Annotated in this window: 20 protein-coding genes; 3 read left to right on the top strand and 17 right to left on the bottom strand. The window is 49.0% G+C overall.

Features of this window, described 5'->3' with window-relative positions:
• Window positions 1-47 precede the first annotated feature (47 nt).
• The 5 genes from EA408_06980 to EA408_06960 form a co-directional block, all read right to left on the bottom strand.
• Window positions 48-713, bottom strand: a complete 666-nt coding sequence (locus EA408_06980; protein ID TVR72436.1) for a cobalamin-binding protein — start codon at window positions 711-713, stop codon at window positions 48-50.
• Between the two features lie 162 nt (window positions 714-875).
• On the bottom strand, window positions 876-2216 hold the full coding sequence (locus tag EA408_06975; GenBank protein TVR72435.1) for a bile acid:sodium symporter family protein: 1341 nt from the start codon (window positions 2214-2216) through the stop codon (window positions 876-878).
• Window positions 2217-2263: 47 nt separating this feature from the next.
• Complete coding sequence (locus tag EA408_06970; protein ID TVR72434.1) at window positions 2264-3127, bottom strand: sugar phosphate isomerase/epimerase; 864 nt, start codon at window positions 3125-3127, stop codon at window positions 2264-2266.
• A 48-nt stretch (window positions 3128-3175) separates the two neighbouring features.
• Entirely contained in the window at window positions 3176-4207 is a 1032-nt protein-coding gene (locus EA408_06965) for a ChbG/HpnK family deacetylase (protein ID TVR72433.1), read from the bottom strand.
• 126 nt (window positions 4208-4333) lie between these two features.
• Entirely contained in the window at window positions 4334-6964 is a 2631-nt protein-coding gene (locus EA408_06960; GenBank protein ID TVR72432.1) for a hypothetical protein, read from the bottom strand.
• 192 nt (window positions 6965-7156) lie between these two features.
• On the opposite strand from EA408_06960, the gene EA408_06955 reads away from it, so the two are divergent.
• Entirely contained in the window at window positions 7157-7681 is a 525-nt protein-coding gene (locus EA408_06955; GenBank protein TVR72431.1) for a tetratricopeptide repeat protein, read from the top strand.
• A gap of 92 nt (window positions 7682-7773) precedes the next feature.
• Here the strand turns inward: EA408_06955 and EA408_06950 are convergent, their stop codons facing one another.
• The 6 genes from EA408_06950 to EA408_06925 all read right to left on the bottom strand — a co-directional run bounded on the left by EA408_06950 (window position 7774) and on the right by EA408_06925 (window position 16071).
• The gene (locus tag EA408_06950) at window positions 7774-8685 is read right to left on the bottom strand and encodes a phosphoesterase (protein ID TVR72430.1); all 912 of its coding nucleotides are present in this window, start codon (window positions 8683-8685) and stop codon (window positions 7774-7776) included.
• A gap of 17 nt (window positions 8686-8702) precedes the next feature.
• On the bottom strand, window positions 8703-9392 hold the full coding sequence (locus EA408_06945; GenBank protein TVR72429.1) for a hypothetical protein: 690 nt from the start codon (window positions 9390-9392) through the stop codon (window positions 8703-8705).
• Between the two features lie 84 nt (window positions 9393-9476).
• A complete protein-coding gene (locus EA408_06940; GenBank protein TVR72428.1) occupies window positions 9477-11702 on the bottom strand; it encodes a bifunctional (p)ppGpp synthetase/guanosine-3',5'-bis(diphosphate) 3'-pyrophosphohydrolase in 2226 nt (741 codons plus the stop codon).
• Between the two features lie 160 nt (window positions 11703-11862).
• Entirely contained in the window at window positions 11863-12966 is a 1104-nt protein-coding gene (locus EA408_06935; GenBank protein ID TVR72427.1) for a hypothetical protein, read from the bottom strand.
• Between the two features lie 143 nt (window positions 12967-13109).
• Window positions 13110-14582 carry a cardiolipin synthase gene (gene cls, locus EA408_06930; GenBank protein TVR72426.1) on the bottom strand — a complete coding sequence of 491 codons (1473 nt, stop codon included), beginning with the start codon at window positions 14580-14582 and terminating at the stop codon, window positions 13110-13112.
• A gap of 169 nt (window positions 14583-14751) precedes the next feature.
• Entirely contained in the window at window positions 14752-16071 is a 1320-nt protein-coding gene (locus EA408_06925) for a dicarboxylate/amino acid:cation symporter (GenBank protein TVR72425.1), read from the bottom strand.
• 356 nt (window positions 16072-16427) lie between these two features.
• On the opposite strand from EA408_06925, the gene EA408_06920 reads away from it, so the two are divergent.
• A complete protein-coding gene (locus tag EA408_06920) occupies window positions 16428-18527 on the top strand; it encodes a DUF1538 domain-containing protein (protein TVR72424.1) in 2100 nt (699 codons plus the stop codon).
• A 40-nt stretch (window positions 18528-18567) separates the two neighbouring features.
• A complete protein-coding gene (locus EA408_06915; GenBank protein ID TVR72423.1) occupies window positions 18568-19773 on the top strand; it encodes a hypothetical protein in 1206 nt (401 codons plus the stop codon).
• 91 nt (window positions 19774-19864) lie between these two features.
• Here EA408_06915 and EA408_06910 read toward each other — a convergent pair whose 3' ends face one another.
• The 6 genes from EA408_06910 to EA408_06885 form a co-directional block, all read right to left on the bottom strand.
• A complete protein-coding gene (locus tag EA408_06910; GenBank protein ID TVR72422.1) occupies window positions 19865-20296 on the bottom strand; it encodes an OsmC family peroxiredoxin in 432 nt (143 codons plus the stop codon).
• A gap of 121 nt (window positions 20297-20417) precedes the next feature.
• On the bottom strand, window positions 20418-21092 hold the full coding sequence (locus tag EA408_06905) for a phosphatidate cytidylyltransferase (protein ID TVR72421.1): 675 nt from the start codon (window positions 21090-21092) through the stop codon (window positions 20418-20420).
• A 13-nt stretch (window positions 21093-21105) separates the two neighbouring features.
• Window positions 21106-21840, bottom strand: a complete 735-nt coding sequence (locus tag EA408_06900; GenBank protein TVR72439.1) for a phosphatidate cytidylyltransferase — start codon at window positions 21838-21840, stop codon at window positions 21106-21108.
• Window positions 21840-22637, bottom strand: coding sequence for a sulfite exporter TauE/SafE family protein (locus EA408_06895; protein ID TVR72420.1), 798 nt, complete (start codon window positions 22635-22637; stop codon window positions 21840-21842). The genes EA408_06900 and EA408_06895 overlap by 1 nt, the downstream gene beginning before the upstream one ends.
• A gap of 12 nt (window positions 22638-22649) precedes the next feature.
• The gene (locus EA408_06890) at window positions 22650-23252 is read right to left on the bottom strand and encodes a CDP-alcohol phosphatidyltransferase family protein (protein TVR72419.1); all 603 of its coding nucleotides are present in this window, start codon (window positions 23250-23252) and stop codon (window positions 22650-22652) included.
• Window positions 23253-23345: 93 nt separating this feature from the next.
• Window positions 23346-23888, bottom strand: coding sequence for a carbonic anhydrase (locus tag EA408_06885; protein ID TVR72418.1), 543 nt, complete (start codon window positions 23886-23888; stop codon window positions 23346-23348).
• Window positions 23889-23989 lie beyond the last annotated feature (101 nt).

Genomic DNA, 23989 nt, shown 5'->3' with positions numbered 1-23989 from the left:
TGCCTGCAGTATTCACTCCCGCCAGTCCCGCCTGCAGGCTGCCCTGCCTACAGGTTACTGTTCAGGTATTCAACAAGGCCCTGGGGATCGGAACTGTAAAGGTCGGCGTTTATCCTCTCGCAGAAATCCTGGTTCACGGGAGCCCCGCCCACGCATACGAGGGTTTGGGGACTCTTCTCTTTGATCGCCTGCGTGATATTCTCCATGTTCACCATGGTGGTGGTGAGCAGGGCCGACAGCCCGATCACTGCACCGGGGTTTTTCCCGAGCTCTTCCAGGAACCTGTCAGCGCCGACATCAACGCCCAGGTCGATTACCTCAAAGCCGTTACCTTCGACCATCATGGCAACCAGGTTTTTCCCGATATCATGAAGATCGCCCGCAACGGTGCCGATCACGAATGTGCCCTTACGCTTTGTCTGCCCGCTTGCAAACCATGGCCTGAGATGCTCCATTGCCGCGTTCATCGCTTTGGCCGACATCAGCACCTGGGGCACGAATATTTTGTTTTCACGGAATTTAATGCCCACCTTCCCCATTCCGGGTATCAACGCATTTGTAAGAATATCCCCTGCAGAAGCACCCTGCTCAAGAGCATTTGCCGTGAGCTCATGAGCACCATCCTCTCCCTTCATGTCGGGCGGGTAGGGAGATGTTTTGTTGATCTTACCTGCTTCGATGCAGATTGCAATACGGTTGAAAACTTCATCCATAACAGTGGTTGGTTTATGAGGCCGCTTATTCAGGGGCAGTGGTTTTTTCGTAGCAAAATACAAAAAAAATATCCTTTACAGAAGGTTCAGGTAATTGAGATCTCCGGCATCTGCCGGTTTATTGCTCTACCGGGCTCTCTGTCAGCAGGCCTGTGTTTCACCCTACCGTACCTTCGGTTGGCGTTTCCACCAGTTTGCCAGTACCGATCCCGAAATGTTCATCCATGTACCGAACAGGTTCGGCGGCAGTGCAGCCACATGGCTCTTGAGCACATCCATTGCCAGCCCCGTTGCCATACCCCCGTTCTGCATGCCTACCTCGAAGGCAACTGTACGACAAGCGGCCTCATCGATAAGCGGAGTGTCCGTATCCCTAAAGCCCATTTTGTAACCCAACCTGCCAAGCAATGAACCGAAGCCCCTTGCTCCCCAGTAACCCAGTCCGTATCCGGAAAGATTGTGCACAACAGCGGCAAGAACCAGCAGAAGTCCCGCTTCCAAAAGCACGTCGTGGGTCTGTGCGATGATAATGGCAAGTATTGCACATATCCCCGCCATTGATACCACAGGCAACGCTTTGTCTATCCAGGTATTCGGCCTCCCGAGCCATACGCTGACAATGATCTTTGACAAAGCCACAACCGATAAAAGCGACCCGCCCAGTACAAGTCCGTTCCGCAACGGGGCAAAAATTCCGAAAACTTCTGGATCTGCTGCTAAAGAGGAGGCTGCAACAAGGGCAGAAACAAGCGCCACAAGTAAAAGATAACCGGCAGACACAGCCCACGGCCTTCTGCTGTAGAGTACCGCATGGGCAAGTAATCCGGCAACAACCGGTATCACAATTATATTGATCACCCCTATCATCATTGCCAGTGTGTCGATTGGTATAAACCGTCCGGCAAAAAGACCCATGAGCAATGGTGTCATCAGCGGTGCTACAAAAGTTGAAACAACTGTCATTGTGACCGATAACGCAACGTTGGCCCCTGCAATGAATGCCATCAGGTTTGATGCAACCCCTCCCGAAACCGAGCCTATGAGCACAATACCGGCTGCCAGCTCACCCTCAAAGCCCAGTGACAGTGCCACTGCAAAACCTATGACCGGCATGACCCCGAATTGCAGTACTACGCCCAGCATAACAGGCCACGGAGCCACGAGGATACCCGAAAAATCCTTCAGGCTGAGGGTGGTGCCCATACCGAACATTATCAGTTGCGTCAGTGGCACTATCAGCAGGGGAAGTTCAAAACCACCCCACTCATGAAGGGATTGGGGCCAGGCAAGGGCAAAACCTACACAAACCAGCACCCAGGCGGTAAATGAAAAGTCCCGCAGCTTGTCGTGGCTCATTACAAAAAGTGCAGAAGCACACAAGAGTCCGAAAAGTCCCTGACGATAGCAAGACAATCCTGCCAGCGCAAGTCCGATAAGTATTATGGCAATAACAGCAACTGTTGATGCAAGATGAAGTATGGATATTTTTTTTCCTGTGGCCATGCCATAATGATATAGCTGTTAGAGGCGCATAAAAACCTGAATATTTTCTATTCTGACGTCAGCCAGAATGCAACCCTGTTAAAATAAGCAATGCTTTCTGCTATTTCGGGGACAGAATCTTCCCAGTTATGCTCATACTCTATTGAAAAAACTCCTTCAAACCCCTGTCTCTTCAGCTCATGCATAATGCCAGCTATATTGCATACACCGGCACCCCATGGTACATCATGAGAACCCTCTCCGTAATGGTTCAGGTCCTTGAAATGAAGGGAAATAATCCTGCCTTCCGTATTTTTAATTGCCTCAAGCGGATCTACCCCTGAACGCCCCCAATGTCCGATATCTGCACAGATACCCATTTTCCGGCTTCGTCCGGCCAGCTGAGCCATTGCATAATCTGGATTCCAGAAATCAGAGCGAGGCTTGGGATGATTATGTATGCCAACATTAATTCCGTATTTTTCGCACAATTCCTCTATAAGATCAAAATGCTTTGCACGGGGATTTATCATTATTGATTCTATCCCCATATCATATGCAAATTCAAATAACTGGTTCCACTCCTCGGCGGTATTGGCTCCGGCAACCCCGTAATTTACAAGCCTGATGCCTTTGGAGTCAAGCAGGTCCTTTAATTTTTGCCGTGTCTGCGTATCCATGGAATAGTGTGTCGTACCTTCAATTCCTGCTCCAATGGTCTGACCCGGATACATTTCCACATACTTCAGTCCAAGCTCATTAAGTTTATCCAGGGTCTCTTCAAAGGTGAAAAGCCTGAAAGTATAAGCCTGGGCAGCAAGTCTCCAGCCAAGCTCTTCAGCTGCCGAATGGTCGTATCTCTGCTGCGCATTAACAGGAATAAGCACAAAAAATGCAATAAAAACGGTAAGGAAAATTTTCAGTTGCTTCATGATTGTGGAATTTGATTATTTAATAATGGATTACCAAAACATACAAACTTAGTTCCCCAGACCAGGCAATAATTCATCAAACCTCTCCATCACCTCTTTCCAGTTGGTGAAAATCAGCCCTTCGTCTTTGAAGAACTGCTGTACCACGGGGTCGGCAAAAAGATCCACCTCCCATGCGCGCTGTTGCCATGAACCGGTTATTGTTTTTCCGAACCCGCTTTCAAACTGCGGATGAAAAATTATCTCTGTAAGCCCCGGCTGAAGCGAACGTATCTGCTCAAAAAACCGTTCGCGAACCTCCTCATAGGTGTCAGCCTCCGGTACGGAAGAGAAATAGTCAAGTTTCGGAAGCGAATAGCTGTCCAGCATATCAAGCAGCCTTTCGGTTACGGGATAGCCTGCCTGCCGGTACCGTTCAACCACCTCAGGGTCGGAAAAATCTATCACCATGGCAGGGATGTTGTATTCTTCGGCAAGCCTGAGGTATATCTCAGTAAACTCGTTTGTGGCAAAGACAGTTCCCATATGGGTATCCATATGGTCGGGGCGGTATCCCAGCGACAGGGTGTATTCAATCTGGGCCCTGAGCTCCTTTTCAACCTCTTCGGGTGTGGCATTCATCGCCACCTCCTGAACGCTCCGCCACATGTACCCGTCGGGATCTACCAGTCCGGGAACCTCATAAGGATCAGCCACCGGGCCCCAGCGGTGGGTTTGCCACTCGCTTGTCAGGGTAAGGTGAATACCCACATCGTATTGCGGATTCTCAATGGCCCAGCTGATGGCATCTTCGTAGGCCGGGCATGGCGCCATAGCGGCAGCACTCTGTATATACCCGTTTTCCATCAGGTAAAAAGTTGCTTCATTGGCTTCGTCACACATACCCATATCATCGGCATGAAAAATCAGCACTCTTTCGCCGGCAGGGAATCCGAGCTTCTCAGCCCATGTCTGATACTGATCGGCGGCAGCCCTTTCGGAACTGCTCCGCCCTCCGCATGCAAAAACAAGAAAGACAATTGATATGGCAGCAAAAATACCGGTCAGCCGGTTTATCAATCTGAAACGGGAAAAGGTCATGTTAATGGCAGTTTTGTTTTTCAGGGTGAACAGACAGGTTCAATATTAACAAAATTTGGGGATATCAGCTAACAACCCGCCGGTAAAAGCCAGGGAAAGCCGGCAGGCCTTCCCTGAAGCCCGGAGTTACAGAAGAAGCGAATTGAACAGCAGCTTGTAGGATGAGGGCGTTGATCCCCTGAACTGGGGGCAGAAAGAGAAAAGCACTATCTGTCCCTCTCCCTTTTTGACCCAGACCATTGCAACCTGTTCTGAAAGAAGGTCTTCATTCCTTATAAATCCGCTCAGCAGTATATCTTCCTTCGGAAAAGATGCAATAACCCTCCTGTCCATGTCGAAATAGGGGAAGCTTGTTGCAAAAACGGGATTTCCGCGGTGAAAAACCCCGGTATATTCAGGCATACCCAGCGTGAGAGGATGATTCGGCCTGAGCCTGACCCGAAGGAATGAGCCGGTAACATCAAGTCCCTGACCTGACAGCCTGCTCCCGATGTCAGAAACCGGCAGGCTGAACTCCTGTTTTTCGCCGTTCTCCTCCTCAATGCTGAGGTTGCCCATGAATATTGAGGTGGATCTTCCCCACGAAACCACCTTCCCTCCGTTATCGACAAACGAAAGAAGATTATTCAGGCCTTTCTGCTCCATTCCTTTGGCATATTCGGGCGGGTACCTTGTAATGGTGTAGTTTCCGGGCCTGCCTCCCCTGCCAGCCATCAGGGCTGCCTGTGACTGGTCGGGCAGGATCACAATATCAAAGTCGCGTTGCAGGTTAGCCTCTTGCAGGTCGGCCGGCCTAAGTACACGGTATGGAATATTATATGTGTCAAACAGGTACCGTGTCCATCCGGCATCCATATCGTGAAACCAGGTTTCTACAAGGGCGATCTGCGGTATTCTCAGGGCTTCTGTGCTGCCTTCAAATGCGCCGGTCAGGTATACAGGTTGTACCATCAGCCCTTCAAGAACCATATCAAGATCCCTCTGCGATGCCATAAAGAAACTGCCCTCCGGAAACTCCTTTTCACCAGCCTTATAGCTTTCTGTAAGCCTCTCTACCTTCAGCCCCATATCGGCAGCGGTAAATGCTGCCCTGAAGCTTTCGTTGTTGGTTGCCGTGAACAGCACCCCTGCATAACTGGCAGGTCTTTCAGCAGCAAAGCCAAACGGGATATCCACCTTTTCGAGAGTCGAAACAGGAATTTCATACCTTGTGTTTATCTCAACGGCCTCAACACCCTTGTGCAACGGGAGCGACCAGCTTGTAATGTCATAGGGCCTTATCATGTCGCCTCCCCTCGTGTAATGGCGAACCGGAAATTGCTGTGCCTCCATCACCTCTTTAATGAAGGCGCGGTAGGGCTGGGCAAGAGGTACAACAATATCCCCGGCTTTGTGCAGCCTGTTTTCAATCACCTGGTCGGCCGTAAGGCGATAAGTAGTGATTCCATGCTTATCAAGAAGGTTGACCAGGTCGGCCAGCTCACTCCTGTCATGCTGGTCAATAGGCATTATGTAATAGTATGGTGCCTCGTTCCTGCCCCTCTCAACTTCTCTCCTGGTTATGTCATTACGGTGTCTCAGTATCTCCTCCCGGTGAATTGCCGCCGTGCGCATGTACGAAAGGGTATTGACCCTCTCATACTCAACAATGTCGCTCAGGTGCCACCACCCGCCGGGCCAGGGGTCGGGCATGTTTATGCTGATTTCATATTCGGCAAGGCCCTTGCCTGTAACCGTAAGCTCGTTCGGCTCAATATATATAGGCGAGGCGATATCAACACTGGCTGCCTCAGAGAGCATTGCTATTACACCTTTCCAGAGGCTGGTTGAGGTATTGCCGGGCCAGTACATATCGAAGATGTATTGTACAGATACCCCCTGCAGTCCCGCTTCGGTCATCTCGGTGAGCGCCCTCGAACCGAAGATGCGCTTCCAGTTCCATATTCCTGGCAGGATATTTTCTGCTATCGGGTCATGGGGCGGCGACACATAATACCTTGGGCCTCGCGACCCCATCTGGTGCCTCTCAACACTCACCTGCGGAAACCATTCGGTGCTGTAGGCCCTGGCAACGGCCTCATTCTCACTCATGGCCAGGGTAATGAAGTCCCTGTTGATATTGTGGCCCACATACTTGTGATAGACCCCGGGCATTGAGCTTCCCTCGTATCTTGTGCCCTTGTACTTCTTATAATTCTCAACTATCATGTTCATCCCGTCAGGATTATGCGACGGGGTGATCATGTAAACCGTATTATCGAGTATAAACTGCATCCCGGGCTCCTCAGAGGTGATCATCTCGTAGATGATCAGTGGTGCTGCCTGTGAAGGCCCGACCTCGGTCGAATGCATCGACAGCGTCATAAAAAAGAAAACCCTGCCCTCATCCACGAGTCTGTTACGCTCTGCATCAGCCAGGTCAGGCTCAAGTGCAAGCCGGCGGTTCACCTCTTGAAGCCTGTCAATATTAGCTATATTTTCGACCGAGGATACAAACAAAAGGTACATAGGCCTTCCAAGCTCCGTATACCCTATCTGTTCCATCTTTACCTTTGGCGATGCTGCCTCAAGCTTTTTCATGTAATCGATCATCTCCTCATAGGTAAACAGCATCCTGTCGGCTCCGGGTTTAAAGCCGAAATGTGATTCAGGGTCGGGTACCTGCTGACTTTCATGGGCTGTCGACGCAGATAGTCCGGATGTAAAAACCAGTGCCGCAATAAGCACCCTTGCAGTTAAACGAATCAATTGGTCCATAAGTTTTTATTTAAATAATTTAGTGATATCCGGTGATCTCCTCACGCAATACACCATCCGGGGCACCGGGAACCGGCATAATCTGACAATGACCACCGGAAGAGTCAGGTGCTAAATATAGCAAACCTTTCACAAAAAAGAATTATTTTTACATCCGGGCCTTAATCCGGCCAGTCCGCCAAATCAAACTTGATGACAATGCATCCTGTCAGTATCATAAACAAGGTTGTGCTGTTAATTTTCCTCACCCTTCCCCTGAATTTATCAGGGCAGACCGACAGGATATTTCTTGAAGTTGGCAACATCAGGCACGAATTCGGAGACTACCAGGGTGCAATAGAGGCATTCACAATGGCCCTGGAGACAAATCCACGACTGGGTATCGCATTTAACAACAGGGGTATATCAAGGGCCATGACGGGTGATGATCCGGGGGCTATCCAGGACTTCACCAGGTCAATTGAGGTCAACGAAAAGTACGCGCCGGCCTACCTCAACAGGGCCGCTTCAAGATATAATACAGGAGACTACTACGGGGCGATAGACGATTATGGCCGGGTGACCGAGCTGGAGCCTGAAAATGCCATTGCATGGTACGGCAGAGGTATAGCACATCTCCAGGTCAGATATATGGTCGGCGCCTGCAATGATCTGGGCACGGCCATGGAGCTGGGGTACTATCCGGCAGAAGAACTGCTCAGGGAACATTGCCGCTGATGTCATAAGCCTGGTTTAAACATGCGGTCTGTTAAAGCCTTTGGCCATAGCATTTACCGAAAAACTGCCGCTGTGCCCCTCCACAATAAAGATCATACTGCAACAAGCTTTTCGGTTTTTAGACTGAGTTCGCCGTCAAACCGGTATGCTGCAAGCCTGCCCTTCCTGTAACAGCAGTAATCTACGCAGCAGATATTGGGCGATTGGATTCCCGGTTCCTCGCGGAGGCAGTAATGCCCTATAAAAAGCGGCCTCCTGTTCTCATGGTAGGGTATAAATGCTTTTTCTTCTCGCCCGTTTATAAACCGGTTAGGCCGGATCTGGTAATCACCCAGGGCGACCTCTGCCAGCCTGTATTTTTTGGGCTCCATCCACCATTTTATCCGTAAGCTTTCTGCCGGTTTTCCCGTCTGGTTTATCACGGTTGTCAGACTTCCTGCAGGTATCTCCACACCCGACAACAGGACCTCTGCCACATTTTGCTCTATGGTGCCTTCCCGGGCAGAATTGTGCAGGAAAGATTCGGTCATCCGGTTCCCCGGAAGGTTTCTCCTTACAAACTTTATAACACGCTTGTCCCAGCAGGCATGGACCACCCTGAAATGTTCGAACTCAAGGAACAGCGGTAACTGCTTCATCCAGTCAAGGTATTCCTCCCACTCCTGCCGGTAATTGGAAAAAGCCTTGTGGGTAGGAGAAAAAAGAGTCCGCGACGCCGAATTGTGCCTGCGGAGGTATCCCCTGCCGGTCGATTTGGTATGATAGCAGATAAGGTTGTACTCGTGGTTCCCCATCACTGCAAAGGCTGCCCTGTTCTCGGTCATCCTCTTGACTATCTTCAAGGTCTGGCGTACTTTACCGCCCCGGTTGACAAAATCGCCTGTAAAAACCGCTTTGCGATGTGGGTGACAGTAATAACCGGATTTTTTGGAATACCCCAGTTTATTCAGAAGCTTCTTAAGAGCTTCCGCATTTCCGTGAACATCACCTATTATATCATACATAAGGTGTTATGGCGGGTTCAGAAGGGTGAGAACATATTTCTGGTACGGTTATGTCTCCTGTTACCGAAAGGATCTGAGTATGGCGCCCACAGATGGTAAGGGTTGTTCGTCCTGTTCATTCCGACCTCTGCACCAAACCGCAGGTTCTCGGTAATTTTGTATTCCAGGCCCATAACCATCCCATGGCTTCTGTATTCTCCCAACGCCGGGTTCATCATCATCCCCTGGCTGCCGTAGCCTCCCAGTGCCGGATTCATCATCATCAGGAGCGGAAGCTGGCCCTCTTCCCTGAAAACAGTACCTGTAACAGCCAGGTTTTCGTTAACCATGTACCTTCCCGACATGAACAGTGAATAGTCAGCAGGCCCCTGCTGCTGAACATGCGGCATATTGTTGTTCATAACAAGTGGCTGCTGCATGTCGCTGTAACGGTTAAAGGCAATAGTACCGCCTGTTATAATTGTAAAAGAGGGATTCAGGTCATACTCGAACAGCGGGGCTATGTAACTGCCGGTCATCCCCCCACCACCTGAAAATGAGGTGAATGATGTACCCATTTCCATTCCGAAACGGCTGTTTTCAGGCAGGTTGCCCGAAATAAGTCCTGCACCCCTGGCATTCCCGGTGCTGAACAAACCCTGGGAAACGGCCGCCACAGAGATCAGCCAGAGAGCAATTACCAGATTAATGAAGCGTGAAGTTCTCATAATGACTTTATATTACCTGCCATAAAATTACTGTAAAGATAACGTAACTGCAAAACAAATATTATTAAAACACCTTTCTCCGGTCTATCTGTCCAGCCTTGAGGCCCTGTTCACGGCTTTAATCCCGGAAAGCTTGTGCAACAGCAGGTCGAGCTGGTATTTATTTTTCACTATAACCCTTATCACGCCGTCAAACATACCATCGTTAGAGTCAATGCTTATTGAACGCAGAGTCATTTTAAGGTCCTTTGACACAACATCAGAAATCCTGTTCACTATGCCAACCTCGTCTATTCCGCTAAGCCTTATCATCACCTGGAAACTGGAGGTGTCGGGTGAGCTTGTCCACCGTGCCTTTACCACCCTGTAATCGTACCGGCTCAGCATTGAGGGGGCATTGGGACAGCTTATCCGGTGTATCTTGATCCCGTCGCTAACGCTTACAAACCCGAAAACCTGATCGCCAAATACAGGGTTGCAGCAACGGGCAAGTTTATAGTCTACGTTGTTGAGGCTTTCATCTATAATTAGTATATCGGCCTGCCTCTCAACCTGGACACCGTCTGCAGGCAACTCCTGTTCGGCGGACTCATCCGGGTGTCCTGCCGCCTGCTCCCTCTCCTTTTGTTCAAGCCTGATGATCAACTCCTTGACATCAGCAGGATCAATGCGCCCGGAACCAATCAGGTAAAAGAAGTCAAATGATGTCTTCACCTTGTAATGCTTCAGCACCCTGGTTTTTATCCTGTCAGGAAACCCGATCTTCCAGTTCTTCAGCCGGCGGCTCAGCAACTCCTTGCCGGCGTCAGATTCCACCTGCCTCTCCTCCTTTATGCTATTCTTGATCTTTGTCCGCGCCTTTGCCGTCACCACCCAGTTCAGCCAGTCTATCTTTGGCCTCTGGTTTTTGGATGTGAGAATCGAGATCTGGTCGCCGTTCTGCAGCACCTGTTTTATGGGTACATTTTTCCCGTTCACCTTTGCTCCTACACAGGTACTGCCCACATCGCTGTGAATCTCAAATGCAAAATCAAGCACGGTGGCCCCGGCAGGAAAACGCTTCAGGTCGCCATTGGGGGTAAATACGAATACCTCTTCACTGTAAAGGTTAAGCTTGAAGTTATCGACAAATTCGAGTGCACTCGGCTCCGGATTTTCCAAAACCTCCCTTATGTGTGTGAGCCATTCTCCCAGGCCCCTGTCAATCCCCTCTCCCTTGTATTTCCAGTGTGCGGCAAGACCTTTCTCCGCGATCTCATCCATCCGGCGTGTACGTATCTGTACCTCTACGAATTTTCCTCCGGGACCGACAACTGTGGTATGCAGCGATTCATAGCCATTTGACTTGGGCACTGAGATCCAGTCCCTCATCCTGTTTGTATTGGGCTGATAAAAATCCGTCACCACAGAATATACCCTCCAGCAATCAGCCTTCTCTTTTTTCAGTTCTGTATCAATAATGATCCTGATGGCAAAAATATCGTACACCTCGCTGAACTCAGCCTGCTGCCTCTTCATCTTGTTCCAGATGGAATAGACAGACTTGGTCCGCCCCTTTATCTCGAAACTGAACCCCTGACTTGCAAGTTCCTGCTTTATAGGTTCTGTAAACTCTCTTATAAACCTGTTCCTTGCGGTTGTTGTATTCCTCAGCTTCCTGTCTATATCAAGGTATATATCAGGATTGGTGTATTTCATCGACAGGTCCTCCATCTCCGACTTGATATTGTATAGGCCCAGGCGGTGTGCAAGCGGAGCATAGAGATAGAATGTTTCCGACGCCGTTTTAAGTTGCCTTTCGGCTGATGAGTACTCCAGGTTCCGCATATTCTCGAGCCTGTCAGCCAGTTTAAGCAGGATAACCCTCACATCGGTCGACATCGTAAGCAGCAGCTTCCTGAAATTTTCAGCCTGCAGGGAGGTTTTCATCCCTGATATTTCCGACAATTTGGTAAGGCCCTCAACAATGTTCCTCACGGGTTTGCCAAAGTCCTTTTCAATATCCTGGAGACTGTTAACTCCTTCTCTTACCGTTTCATGCAGAAGTGCAGATATGACCGAAGTAGATCCAAGCCCTATCTCCTCAACGGCGATACGGGCTACTGCAATTGGATGGTAAATATACGGATCGCCCGAGTCCCGCTTTTTCTGAAGATGTGCAACAAGTGCGGAATTGAAAGCCTTCCTGATCTTTACAGTATCTGCCCGGGTCACACATTTCCTGCAAGCTCTCAGCAGTCCCCTGTACCTGTTGAGTATACCGGTCTTCACCTCTTCAGGAAGGACATCTTTGTCTATCTTATCTATCATATCTGAATAAACCTGCGACCATCCTTTGTTAAAGTCCTGGCGGCACTGGCCAGTTATGCTGAACTCCTGCCGGCAGAGTCTCCGGCAATCCGGCCGGAGTACTGCAGTCAGGATCGTGTTCCGGCCCGTTCACCGGAATATTACAAGCCGTGCATGATAATTACCTTACGCTTATACCGATGCCCCCGGTAACCACCGAGTAATTGGCATACGTGTAGTCAAAATGGATATGGACTACCGCCAGCTTGACTTTGAAGCCTGCGGTAAGCCGTGGCTGTATTCCACCAGTATCGCCCTTCAGCTTAAAGTCAACAGGATCCTTCAGTGCCGAGGCATCTGTCACCTCAACCTGCATGTTATCAGGGTTAACCGCAGGCACCGGGTACCAGCCGGTCATCTTAAGGGTGGTGTTGGTGGAATTTATGCCGAGTCCGAGATACCCTGTTATAAAAGGAATATCGGCCGAGGCAATGACATTTGCAGTGAAGCTTCCCACCCCGAAATCAAGATTCTGACCGGAGAAATCCACAGCCATGGAAGTATTGTCAATCGCCCCGATATCGGCGGGACTGAAATCGAGGGGAGCTCCTGTGTAGAATTTTGTATAGCCCGCCATAACCGAAAGATTGACAACCGGTAAACGCTGCACAACCGGTATCCACTGTTTAAGGCTGTGCTTCACTCCGATACCCCAAAGCCCCAGGCTGCCAATATCACCAAGTCCCACTTCAGGTATATACCTTCCAATTATGTCAGTACCAAATGGCAGGCCGATACCGAGCTGAAGTGTCGGAGCCGGAACAAAACCCAGGCCGGTACCCTGAGGCAGGTTGATCTCGGCCAGGGTAACCTCGTCGCCTGAAACTGTTTCAGTAAATCTCAGGGCAGATGGCTGCATACCTTTTTCACCAGCAATTGTAGGCGTAACCTGAGAACCGGTAACATAGGTATTGTGACTAAGTCCGAGCTCACCCGGAGCGAAGGACTTGGCCTGATCGGGTATTAATGCAACATTAACTGACAGGGTAAGGTCAAAGCCCGGAAACCTGTGAGGCCTGGCAGTGTTGTACCAGCCAGCGTTAAGCGTTGCCCCGAACGCATTTGTAAAGGGTGACAGGTAAGCCTCTGCAAGCTTTTCGGCATCACTTACACCTCCTGTGAGGAGTCTTCCCATCTGGTCAAGCTGTGAATATGCATTCTGCATGAAAAGACCGGAAAGCAAAACTGCCTGAATAATAATGGATCTTCGTACAAACTGTTTCATCTTATTTAGATTTTAAATGTCAAAGATAAACGGATAGATAAAAAGAAAGCATGCTTATTTGGTTTAAATTTAGTAAAAATAACAAACCTGGATAATGTTGTATTGCCAGGCACTGATTATCAGCGGATGACAAATAACCTTTATCAAAGCAGGGGACTGAAGATCCGGGCAAAAGACTCGACGAACCTCTTCCGGAACCCCCGTCTGGCATGAATTCCCAGCTCAATCTCAGTGCAGTTACCGATATCACTCAGAAAAGACTCCTTCAGCTCATTGCAGAGTCCCTCATCATATACCAGTGCGTTTATTTCAAAATTATCGTCAAAACTCCTGATATCCATATTTGCAGTTCCTACCGATGCAAACACATCGTCAACCATTATCAGCTTGCTGTGCACAAATCCTTTCTGGTAGGCAAAAACCCTGATCCCCGCCTCCAGCAGCTCCTCCACGTATGACATCGTACCGTTATAGGCCAGAACGGAATCTGATCTGCCCGGAATAATTATCCTGACATCAATACCACTGAGTGCAGCAGTCTTGAGTGCTGTCAGTATGCTCTCATTGGGAATGAAATAGGGTACGGTTATATAGATATAATGCCTGGCAGTGCTTATGGCGCTGAAGTACGCCTGCATTATGCTTGCCCAGTCCGAGTCCGGTCCGCTCGCTGTTATCTGCACAAGCTGCCTGTTTCTGATCCGGGATTTGGGGAAATAGGAACGGTTGCTCACTATTTTTCCCGAAACAAAATACCAGTCGATCAGGAATACCACCTGCAGGGAGTTCACAGCCTCTCCCTCTATCTTCATGTGGGTATCCCTCCAGAATGGGATATCTTCACTGCCCACTATGTACCTGTCTGCTATATTTATCCCCCCTACAAACCCAATATTCCCGTCAATAACTATGATCTTCCTGTGGTTGCGGTAGTTGATCCGGTTTGCAAGGAACGGAAAACGCACGGGCATAAAGGGGTAAAGTTCAACTCCGGCATTTTTCAGGCTCCCAAGGAATTTCTTCCCCAGTTTCCAGCACCCCACATCATCATATATGATACGTACTTTTACACCTTCGACCGACTTGGCAATCAGCAGCTCCCTTATCTCATTACCTATTCCGTCATCGTCAATTATGTAATATTCCAGGTGGATATGGTCCTTTGCCTTCTTAAGCTCAGATATGATCGAGGCGAAAGTCTGATCGCCGTTGTTCAAAATCTCCACACGGTTTCGGGTGGTAAGCAGAGCCTTGCTGTTACGAAGCAGAAGGTTGATGATCGGCAGCTTTTCCCGCACCTTTTCATTTTCGATATAATCCTGTTCCTGCAGCTCGATGATCTGATTGTCGCTCAGGTTACGTATCCTCTCGAAATCCTTCAATCCCTTCCTTGAAAAAATCTTCTCTTTCCGGTAGTTCTTGCCCACCATAAAATAGAAGATTAGTCCGAGTACCGGCAAGACAAAGAGAACCACCACCCATGAAATTGTCTTGGTAGGATTTCGGTTATCCAGTATTACCGAAATGGCCACAAGAATGGCTGTAGTAAGGTAGATCACGTTCAGAACGAAAAAGAACGTGCTCCATGAATCCGATAATGAAGAGAGGTAACTCATATCCGACTTGCATTACAATACGCTTCAGCCTATAAGGTGCATAAAAATAACGATTTTACACGAGATAATGAGCGGTATGTGAAACTTTAAATCAATCGTCTCGTCCGTTCCTGGATTGGTGAACGAACCATAATGCGCGTAAAATCCGGTATAAAATGCACCGCAACGATCAGGCATCAGACTCCCTCACCGGCGGGTAGCTCAGTTCATTCTCGCTTTTGGCAATTATAGTTGATGCGGCACAGTTGCCCGTCACATTTACCACCGTGCGCAGCATGTCAAGAGGCCTGTCAAGGGCGAGCACCATTGCAAGACCCTCGGCAGGAAGCCCGACCGAAGTAAGAATAATGACCAGCATCACCACCCCGCCTCCCGGTACACCCGGGGTGCCTATCGAAGCCAGGGTTGCAGTAAGAACTATGGTAAGCTGTTGTGCCATGGTAAGGTCAAAGCCGAATGCCTGGGCAATAAATACCGCACCCACAGCCTGGTAAAGGCTGGTTCCGTCCATGTTTATGGTTGTCCCTATAGGCAATACAAAACTCGATATTGTCTTTGAAACACCAAGGTCCCGTTCTACAACCTCCATGGATATTGGCAGCGAAGCTGCACTCGAGCTGGTTGAAAAGGCGATCATCTGGGCGGGACTGATGGCCTTGTAGAAATCCTTGTAGCGCACAGGGGTTGTAAGCCTTATGACCAGAGGATAAACAATGAATATTATAACAAGGTACCCGGTTACGGTAGCCACTATATAGAGACCCAGCGAGGCGAACAGATCGAGTGACTCGGCTATGTCATCGCCGGTGAACTCGACTACAAGGGTGCCCAGAAGGGCAAAAACCCCCAGGGGGGCAATTTTCATCACCAGGTCAACTATCTTAAGTACAATATCATTCAGTCCGTCGAAAACATCCTTAACCGCCTTTACCTTCTCATGGGGGATCAGGGCCACGGCCAGCCCGAACAGTATTGCAAAGAATATGATCTGCAGAATGTTCCGGTTATCGCTTGCTGCATTCACAATATTTTCGGGCACTATCTCGACCAGGAAGTCCAGGGGTCCCCCTGTCCTTACCTGTTCGGCAACCGCCTCGGTCGCACCGACCGATGCAGCATACTGCTCCTGCATCTCGGCCCGCCGGGAATCGGGAAAGGCATGTCCGGGTTTCATTACGTTTACTATCAGAAGTCCCACTGTAATTGCCACCACCGTTGACGCCATAAAGAAGCCAAGAGTCTTCAGCCCGATTCGCGAAAGCTTGCCTATATCGGTCAGGCTTGCCATCCCTTTTACCAGAGATACGAAAATGAGCGGAACCGCAATCAGCCTGAGCATGTTGAGGAATATCGTACCAAACGGCTTTATCCAGTGCTCATTGAACTGCGACCAGTCAAAAATAACAGCCATCATACCCCAGACAAGTCCGGCCCCCATGCCTGCAACGATCTTACCCCACAATGGGAGGTTGTTCCATTTTTTCCACATAGAGAAATTAATTGTATTGTTCCGCTGTAACTTCAAATAATTCCGGCTACCCGGAATTGCGCTAAAATACATTTTTTCATGCAATCTTACCTAACCAGGAAGGTAATGATGATATTTTTACTCCATGAGTTGGTAAATTTTCTCCTCAATGAGCCGGTAGTGGTTACCGCCCGATGCTGTTTGCCTGTCTTAATTGTGCTACGCATAAATCACATCATCAGTAAGTTAACATGCAGCCAAACGCTAAGCTATTGATAAATTGTGAATAAGTTAACTGCCGTATTGCCAGTAAAACAGGCTTTACATTTCAATATTTACTATATTTATTTCCGCAAATATCTCATAAAAATCGGGTTATGATTGAACGAAAAAAGATCCCCCTCCTTGACGCGGTCATACTGCTATACGGTTATGCGCGTACAAGAATAGTCGAGCAGGTAAAAGCTGTCGCTTTCATCATTTTTTACCTCGTCGTTTTTCAGACACTTATACTGGGTGTGCCGATAGCCAATGCCCTGGGCATTGCCGGCGGTATAGCGATGGTGGTATTCGGCCTGGCGTTTTTCCTCGAGGGTCTCGTGCTGGGGCTGATGCCCCTTGGAGAGCGTGTGGGGGTAAAACTCCCTACCAAAACAACTATCTATGTCATAGCCCTGTTCGGACTGCTGCTCGGTTTCGGCTCCACCCTGGCCGAACCTGCTATCAGCGCACTGCGAACCGCAGGTGCAGGAGTGCGGGCATGGGAATCGCCGCTGCTGTACATGCTCCTTGAGCGCAACACAGAGCAGCTCGTACTGTCAATTGGAGCAGGTGTGGGAATTGCCGTTTGCCTGGGTATGTTCAGGTTTTACTACAACCTTTCGATCAAGCCATTTATATATATAATAATGCCATTGGTACTCACCTTTTCTATAATTGTCTCATTCAACGACAACATCAGGTCCATCATCGGTCTTGCATGGGACTCAGGAGCAGTCACAACAGGCGCGGTTACCGTACCGCTTGTTCTTGCACTGGGAATAGGTGTCTCCCGGGCCTCATCAAAAGGTAAAGGGTCCAGCGGCGAGTTCGGCATCATCCTGCTGGCCTCACTCTTCCCGATACTTGCGGTCCTCACTCTTGGCAGCGTACTGAGCTTCAAAGCCCCGGAGATAACCTCCGAAGAGAGGTTTTTCTCGCCCGCCCAGAGGGAGCAGGCGCTCTACCTTTTTGATTCGGAAGCCGAGCTGTCCTCGCATGCATTTACACACGGTACCGAAACGGGTCGCCGGGCATTTTACCCTTCAGAAAAGGAGTACCTTGACGCAATGACAGCTTTTACAGAAGATCCCGATTTCCGTTTTTCCCTTATCGGGGAAGTCTCTTTGGCGGACTGGATCATTGACCGTGCCTCGGAGTTTGAACGCACCTTTATTGCCGGTGCCGACCTGTCGGGTCAGCGCGGCTCCCAGGAATCTCTCGGACCTGTGCTTAAGGAGGAGACGATGGGCGGGGCACGTGCTGTTATACCGCTTTCAATAATGCTTATCCTGGTGCTCGTTTTGCTCCGCGAAAGGATCAGGTACAAGGATGAGGTGGCACTCGGACTTGTTTTCACGCTTATCGGAATGACCCTGCTCACATCGGGAATACGACTGGGACTGGGAACGCTGGGCGGCGAAGTCGGGGGACAGCTCCCGAGGGCCTTTGCAACCGAGGAGAAGTTTGTAGACCGGGTCATGATCGACGATTTCGACCCAGGTATAGTCTATTCGGTCATTACTACCGACGGCACCAAAAGGTCTTTTTTCGATATGCTCGACAACGGGCAGATCACCCCGGTAGAGTTCCACGAAAACCGGTTCGATCTGTCATCAGGCACCTATGAACACATTATAACCCGTACCCCCCTGTTCGACAGCCGGCTTACTGTCTTCGGGATCATACTTGTATTGCTGTTTGCATTCGGACTTGGTTTCGGGGCAACCTTGGCCGAGCCGGCCCTCAACGCGCTGGGCATGACCGTCGAAAACCTTACGGTCGGCACCATCAAGCAGTCCAAAATAGTGAGAGTGGTGTCGATCGGGGTGGGGACAGGTATTTTACTGGGACTTGCACGGATATTGTTCGACATCCCGCTGCTGTACCTCCTGGTGCCGCCCTACCTGTTGCTCCTGCCCCTCACCTATCTGAGCGAAGAGGATTTCACGGCAATAGCATGGGACAGTGGTGGCGTAACAACCGGACCCGTTACCGTACCCCTGGTACTTGCAATGGGTCTCAGCGTGGGAGCCGAACTGAACGTGGTCGACGGATTTGGCATCCTGGCCATGGCCTCGGTGTTTCCCATCATAACAGTGCTCACATACGGACTGATAATGAAGACCAAACAGCAAAAGTCCCTCGACCAGCACGATGAAGATGATGACGACGACGAAGTGGACATAAGCGAAAACCTGATCGCTGAAAAGGTATAGCAGGCATATTATCACGTAAATAACAGACAGAAAAAAATATATGATGATGCAGGAAACAAAAGAAAAGAAAGCAAAAGTGTCATCCCCCTCCAGGGAGGTATGGAGGACACAAATGGCTAAAGGCATCTACACACCTCACAGGGTAAGCAGGATAACATGTATCATTAACCACCTCCTCAAGGACAAAATATCAAGCTTCCTTAGAGAGCTGGGAGTGATAGCATATATAGAGCCCGGCAGGACGGTCAGGGAATTCCTCAAACCGCAGCCATTCGGACTCCCGGGTAACGTTGTCAGCCTCCAGAACTCCCCGGTCGACATTTTCCGGTTTACAGTGCCAAGGGAAACTTCGCGGCAGGTTGTCGAAAAGATAGTCCGGATAACCGACCTTCACATCCCCGGAAGGGGGACTGTCTTCTCGCAGGACCTCATGGAGTTCAGCAAGGAGCCCTTCGACATAAACCCTGCCGCACTTGATAACGGTGCAAACGACCACTCCGCGCAGAACATCGTCAAAAAGCTGTCCTATGTGATCTGTGTTCTGTCGGTGCCCGGTAGCGGCGAAAACCTGGCCAGGATAGCTCTTGACCTGGGAATATGCGTACCTCTTGTTACCTTCGCCACCGGAAATGATATAAGGGATCAACTTGGACTTATACGGATAACCATATCGCCCGAGAAGGAGATTGTCCACCTGGTAATGCCCGAACAGGATTCCGACAGTATCATAAAGCTGCTGATCGAACAGGCGAGGCTTGACAGGCCGGGACGGGGATACATTTACCAGACCCCGGTCAGTATGGGTCTGCTGGATACACGGCTCAAAACAGGCAAACAGAGGTATGCTGCAAGCATGGAGCAGATAATTGCAGCCATAGACTCGCTCAAAGCCGGCACGAGCTGGCGCAAAAGACTGGATGCCGAGGGTGCCGGACAGGCTCAGGGCAGTACACTTCTGCCCCAGGATAATTGCGAGATATCGATCATATCAGACGAAGACCGCATTGAAAAGCTGAGGGAGGCATGTCTCGAGGTGGGTGCCACAGGCGCCACCACATCGCGTATAACGCCTGAAGTTACAGATGCTGAGGTCTCCTCCACCATGATACGAAGCGCCATCAGCGTGCCGGCCGGATTGACCAACGATGTTGTCGATGCGCTGCTGGAGGTCAGCACCATCAAGGAAGACAATACCGACCGCATACAGGTACTGGATTCACCGGCAGCTTATGTACATGATCTATAACAGGAATATTCCTGTAAAACTGGTAATTTTCACTGGGTTACCCTAAGCATAATCTCCGGTTTCCGGGATGATAACGAGAGCTGCTATATCTTCATGCCTGGATCAATTCTGCCTCAAGACTGATGCTCACAGCCTCAAGGGCCTTTGATACCGGGCAGTTGTCCTTGGCATCACTGGCAATTTCGAGAAACCTGTCATTGTCGATACCCTTGACGCGGCCTTTTGTCTTCAGCAGTATCCCGGTTACCGCAAAGCCGTCACCCGACTTTGACAGGGTTACCTCCGCATCAGTGTTTATCTCCACGGGAGTGAAACCGGACTGGTCCAGGGCATGGGCCAGGGCCATCGAGAAGCAGCTTGCATGGGCGGCTCCTATCAGCTCTTCCGGACTGGATATCGATTTGTCATCCTCGAACCTTGATTTGAAACTGTAATTGCCGCGGTAACCGCTTTTCAACTCAAATACACCGTTACCTTCAACAAGTTTGTTTTTCCAGGTTGCCTTTGCATAATGTTTGCTCATGATATTGTATTTTTTGATTGAACTTATTTTCTTTTAACTAAACACGGAACGGCATGTAATTGTTCAACTTTAATAATCAGCTTCCAGTCCGCCCCTGAACTGAACGGTACGGTAGAACCATTCAAAGAGCCAGGGCAAGTACAAGCAATACGGCCATGGGTATGAACAGGTTGTCGGTACCTTTCCAGCTCAGAAGCTCCGCCAGGGTGCCGGTAAATGCTATTGCAAGAGCCAGCCAGAAGATCTTCAGGTCAAACTCCATATACCTGAAATATAAAGCCATAATGCTGATTATAAAGCAGGATACCAGGAAAGTAAGGGATCCGAGCCAGGTTTTCTGCAACTCACGGCCGAACAGGTGTATCTTCCGGTTGTAATGCTCAAGGTTTATACCCATAATACCAGCAGCAGGGTCGCAAACAGCGAGAACAAGCATCGGCAGGATGAACAGGAAACGGTCCCCCATCAGGCATGATACCAGAAATGTAAGGTAAATGGACACCGGCAGAAGGTAGCTGCCGGCAGATATCCTCTTTATATCATGAATTGACTTCAGAATGCTGGAATTACGGCTGGCATACAGCAATATGAAAAAAAAGATTGCAAGTCCCAGTACATACCAATGATCCTCAAACAAATAAGGGAATGTTATAGTGGACAGGGTTGCGGTAAAATGGGCAAATTTCCGGGTAATTTCACCTTTAAGTCCCAGTCTCCTGTAAACCAACTCATTGAATACCAGCAAAAGAATGAAGGCTGCAAGAAACAATATCGCCAGAACAAGCTGATTTACCATTTCGTGTGGTTTTTCAATACCCCATTACCAAAACTGTTGCCGCCACAAAGGCACCTCCTGCAATAAAGCTGTCGAACCGGTCAAGAAACCCGCCGTGGCCGGGCAGCAGGTTACTGAAATCCTTAACTTTGTACCGCCTTTTAAACAAAGATACTGTTAAATCACCCAGGAAAGCAAAAAATACAATTCCGGCCGACAGAAGAACCGGACCCGGACCTGATAATCCCTGGTTCAGGAGCGGACTTAAAAGGAGTGAGCTTGCTACGGCAATTACCGCCCCCCCGGCAAGACCCTCCACTGTTTTTCTGGGACTTACCGAAGGCATTATCTTTGTGCGGCCAAAAAGCTGACCGCTTATCTGGCTGAAGGCATCAAATATAGAAATTACCAGGAAGGTGAAAAGTACAAGTCCCTGCTCCATCAGTGAAAACCTGTAGAAACCCGTACAGAAGATCAGGTATATAACCAGAAACACGGTAAAGAATCCTCTGTTCCTGAACCCTGACCTGATAAACAGCCGGGTAAGCTCCCCAAATCCGGCCGCAAGTATCACGATACCGAGGTAATTGAACAGCACCGGTCTGACCACTATTGAAAAGAATATGGTATTAATGATAAAAAAATAAGTGATGTATTTAACCCGGTTATACCTGGCCTCTTCTTTGTCCCTGCGTCGGTTAATGAAGTAAAAACCCAGTCCGCCCAGGATAAAATAGATTAGAATTATTATATAGATCCTGATTATCATCATGTCACTACCATTATAATCCCAAACAGCAGGAGGAAAATGGCAAACACCCACCTGACAGTTTTTTCATGCCTGCCCGGGTTAAACCGCGCAGTGATAAGCGGTCCGGCCAGGGCACCCAGAATTGTTCCTGCCGTTAATAACCAGACCATGGTGAGATCTATCATACCCAGCACAAGATGGCCTGCAAATCCCGATACTGTATTCATTAATATAACCATGAGCGAGGTACCCGCAATAAGCTTTACAGGAAGTTTGATCGCAAACAGACCGGCAAGGACCGGGGCTGTTCCACTTGTACCGAAAGTTCCTGTTATTACCCCACCGGCAAAACCATAAAAGGAGCCTTTGGGTATAAACCCAAACAACCTGGAATAAAGACCTCCAATGATGCTTCCCTTATTTTCATCTCTCCTGCCACCTGTAAACAAAATTACAACGCCCAATATCAGGGCGTATATTCCGAAGGCTTTTCCAAGCTGTTCAGGCGAAAGCCATCCCGCAACAGATGCCCCTGCCAAAGCCCCTATTATACCTGCAATTCCGAAAACCAGTCCCGTACGCACATCAATATTACCCAACCGGTAATGACCTGCTGCACCGATAAGGCATATGGGCAGGGTTGCAGCCAGTGAGGTTGCAACCGCTATATGCGCAGGCACATTGAAAAGCACGATCAGTAAAGGAGGGAAGAAGAACCCTCCTCCACCGCCGATCATAGATGCAAGCATGCCCACAATAAACCCTATGAGAGGCAGCCACAGATAGTAATATTCGAACGGTGAATAAAAAACCATATTCCAACAGGGTTATGCAGTAGTATCCTCTTCGGACCGGGCACCTTCTTTTTCCCTCAATACCCAGTAGAGACCTTTTGCATCTGACCTCATTTCAGGTATGATCAGCTGAATGGTTATATGTTCCATTGCTGCAAGAATGCTCCATGTTATCATAAGATAGTAAAAAGGGGTTATAAAACCCACCGTGAAAAGTATAATGAAAAAGGCACCCTGTATGTACCCTCCTATCTTGAATGAATAGAGATGTAAACTGGGAAACCTCCTGAATTTAGCAAGTGAAAGAAGGATACTCGAAAGGAGCAAACCTGCGAACACCAGGAAGCTGACAATATGCGGCATGAAATCATCCAGCCTGAACATGTATATCCCGGTAAAGGCCAGCAGGTATGTAAGATTATCAGCAATCGAATCCAGGCGTGCCCCGAACTCTGTCACCATATCGTACCTCCTGGCGATATAACCGTCAGCCACATCAGTCAGAAGGTTTATGGTCAGGAATACCGCAAAGAGGGTTTCTTTGCCGGAAAGAACAAACCACAAAATAAAAGGGAACGCAAAGATCCGGTAAAATCCAAGACAATTGGGAACAGTTAATATTTCTTGTCTTCTCATTGGTCTCAGGCAACATGTATCCATACTCCGCATATGAATAGCGGTATACAGTTCAAACTTAAAACATTTAGATGTTGATTCAAAACGGTAATCTCAGCCCTCATCCAGGAAATAAAGCTGGTTGTCCTCAATAATATAGAAAAGCGGGGCCACAAGGATTTTCGGATATTTCTTACGAAGCCTTGCAGCTTCGCTCAGCAGGAACTCAGTTTCGCTGTCTATCTCAAACATCGGGGCATAATTCCTGAAATGGTCTTCAGACTGCTCAGGATCCATTCCTGCACCCTCGACCAGTCCCCCGACTATCTGATCCTTTTTAGAATAGAGGTTGACCATTCCGCAGTCATTATGGCCTATCAGCACTATGCACCTGACACCTCCCACGGCAATCGCGTATGATACGTTGAATGCACTGTATCTCAGGTTGGCTCCGCCCGTACGAATGGTAAATGCGAACCTGTCGGGAAGGTTCAGGTGGATTCTTTTATCCATGCACATACCGATCAGCATTTTTGAATCGGTATAGCTGCCGAAAGGCTTCCTGAAATTATGATACTCAAAAAGGGTCTGCACCGGCGTATCCAGGTACTCAGGTAAAATATCATCAGCAGTCTTTACGGGAATCAGTCTGTCCATTAATTACAATTTTTTAAATCCGGCTGCTAAAATACATCACCTTTATGGAATAAATAATTGTCAGGGTTGAAAAATATCATCGGGCAGCCCTCAAACCGGAC

The organism is Marinilabiliales bacterium, assembly GCA_007695015.1.
Lineage (GTDB): Bacteria > Bacteroidota > Bacteroidia > Bacteroidales > PUMT01 > PXAP01.
Note: the sequence above shows the minus strand (reverse complement) of the source record. Positions and strands in the feature narration are given on the sequence as shown.

Bases quoted from the DNA above. Each gene is read 5' to 3' on its own strand.
- EA408_06980 (TVR72436.1), bottom strand. From the start codon at position 713: ATGGATGAAGTTTTCAACCGTATTGCAATCTGCATCGAAGCAGGTAAG.
- EA408_06975 (TVR72435.1), bottom strand. From the start codon at position 2,216: ATGGCCACAGGAAAAAAAATATCCATACTTCATCTTGCATCAACAGTT.
- EA408_06970 (TVR72434.1), bottom strand. From the start codon at position 3,127: ATGAAGCAACTGAAAATTTTCCTTACCGTTTTTATTGCATTTTTTGTG.
- EA408_06965 (TVR72433.1), bottom strand. From the start codon at position 4,207: ATGACCTTTTCCCGTTTCAGATTGATAAACCGGCTGACCGGTATTTTT.
- EA408_06960 (TVR72432.1), bottom strand. From the start codon at position 6,964: ATGGACCAATTGATTCGTTTAACTGCAAGGGTGCTTATTGCGGCACTG.
- EA408_06955 (TVR72431.1), top strand. From the start codon at position 7,157: ATGACAATGCATCCTGTCAGTATCATAAACAAGGTTGTGCTGTTAATT.
- EA408_06950 (TVR72430.1), bottom strand. From the start codon at position 8,685: ATGTATGATATAATAGGTGATGTTCACGGAAATGCGGAAGCTCTTAAG.
- EA408_06945 (TVR72429.1), bottom strand. From the start codon at position 9,392: ATGAGAACTTCACGCTTCATTAATCTGGTAATTGCTCTCTGGCTGATC.
- EA408_06940 (TVR72428.1), bottom strand. From the start codon at position 11,702: ATGATAGATAAGATAGACAAAGATGTCCTTCCTGAAGAGGTGAAGACC.
- EA408_06935 (TVR72427.1), bottom strand. From the start codon at position 12,966: ATGAAACAGTTTGTACGAAGATCCATTATTATTCAGGCAGTTTTGCTT.
- cls (TVR72426.1), bottom strand. From the start codon at position 14,582: ATGAGTTACCTCTCTTCATTATCGGATTCATGGAGCACGTTCTTTTTC.
- EA408_06925 (TVR72425.1), bottom strand. From the start codon at position 16,071: ATGTGGAAAAAATGGAACAACCTCCCATTGTGGGGTAAGATCGTTGCA.
- EA408_06920 (TVR72424.1), top strand. From the start codon at position 16,428: ATGATTGAACGAAAAAAGATCCCCCTCCTTGACGCGGTCATACTGCTA.
- EA408_06915 (TVR72423.1), top strand. From the start codon at position 18,568: ATGATGATGCAGGAAACAAAAGAAAAGAAAGCAAAAGTGTCATCCCCC.
- EA408_06910 (TVR72422.1), bottom strand. From the start codon at position 20,296: ATGAGCAAACATTATGCAAAGGCAACCTGGAAAAACAAACTTGTTGAA.
- EA408_06905 (TVR72421.1), bottom strand. From the start codon at position 21,092: ATGGTAAATCAGCTTGTTCTGGCGATATTGTTTCTTGCAGCCTTCATT.
- EA408_06900 (TVR72439.1), bottom strand. From the start codon at position 21,840: ATGATAATCAGGATCTATATAATAATTCTAATCTATTTTATCCTGGGC.
- EA408_06895 (TVR72420.1), bottom strand. From the start codon at position 22,637: ATGGTTTTTTATTCACCGTTCGAATATTACTATCTGTGGCTGCCTCTC.
- EA408_06890 (TVR72419.1), bottom strand. From the start codon at position 23,252: ATGAGAAGACAAGAAATATTAACTGTTCCCAATTGTCTTGGATTTTAC.
- EA408_06885 (TVR72418.1), bottom strand. From the start codon at position 23,888: ATGGACAGACTGATTCCCGTAAAGACTGCTGATGATATTTTACCTGAG.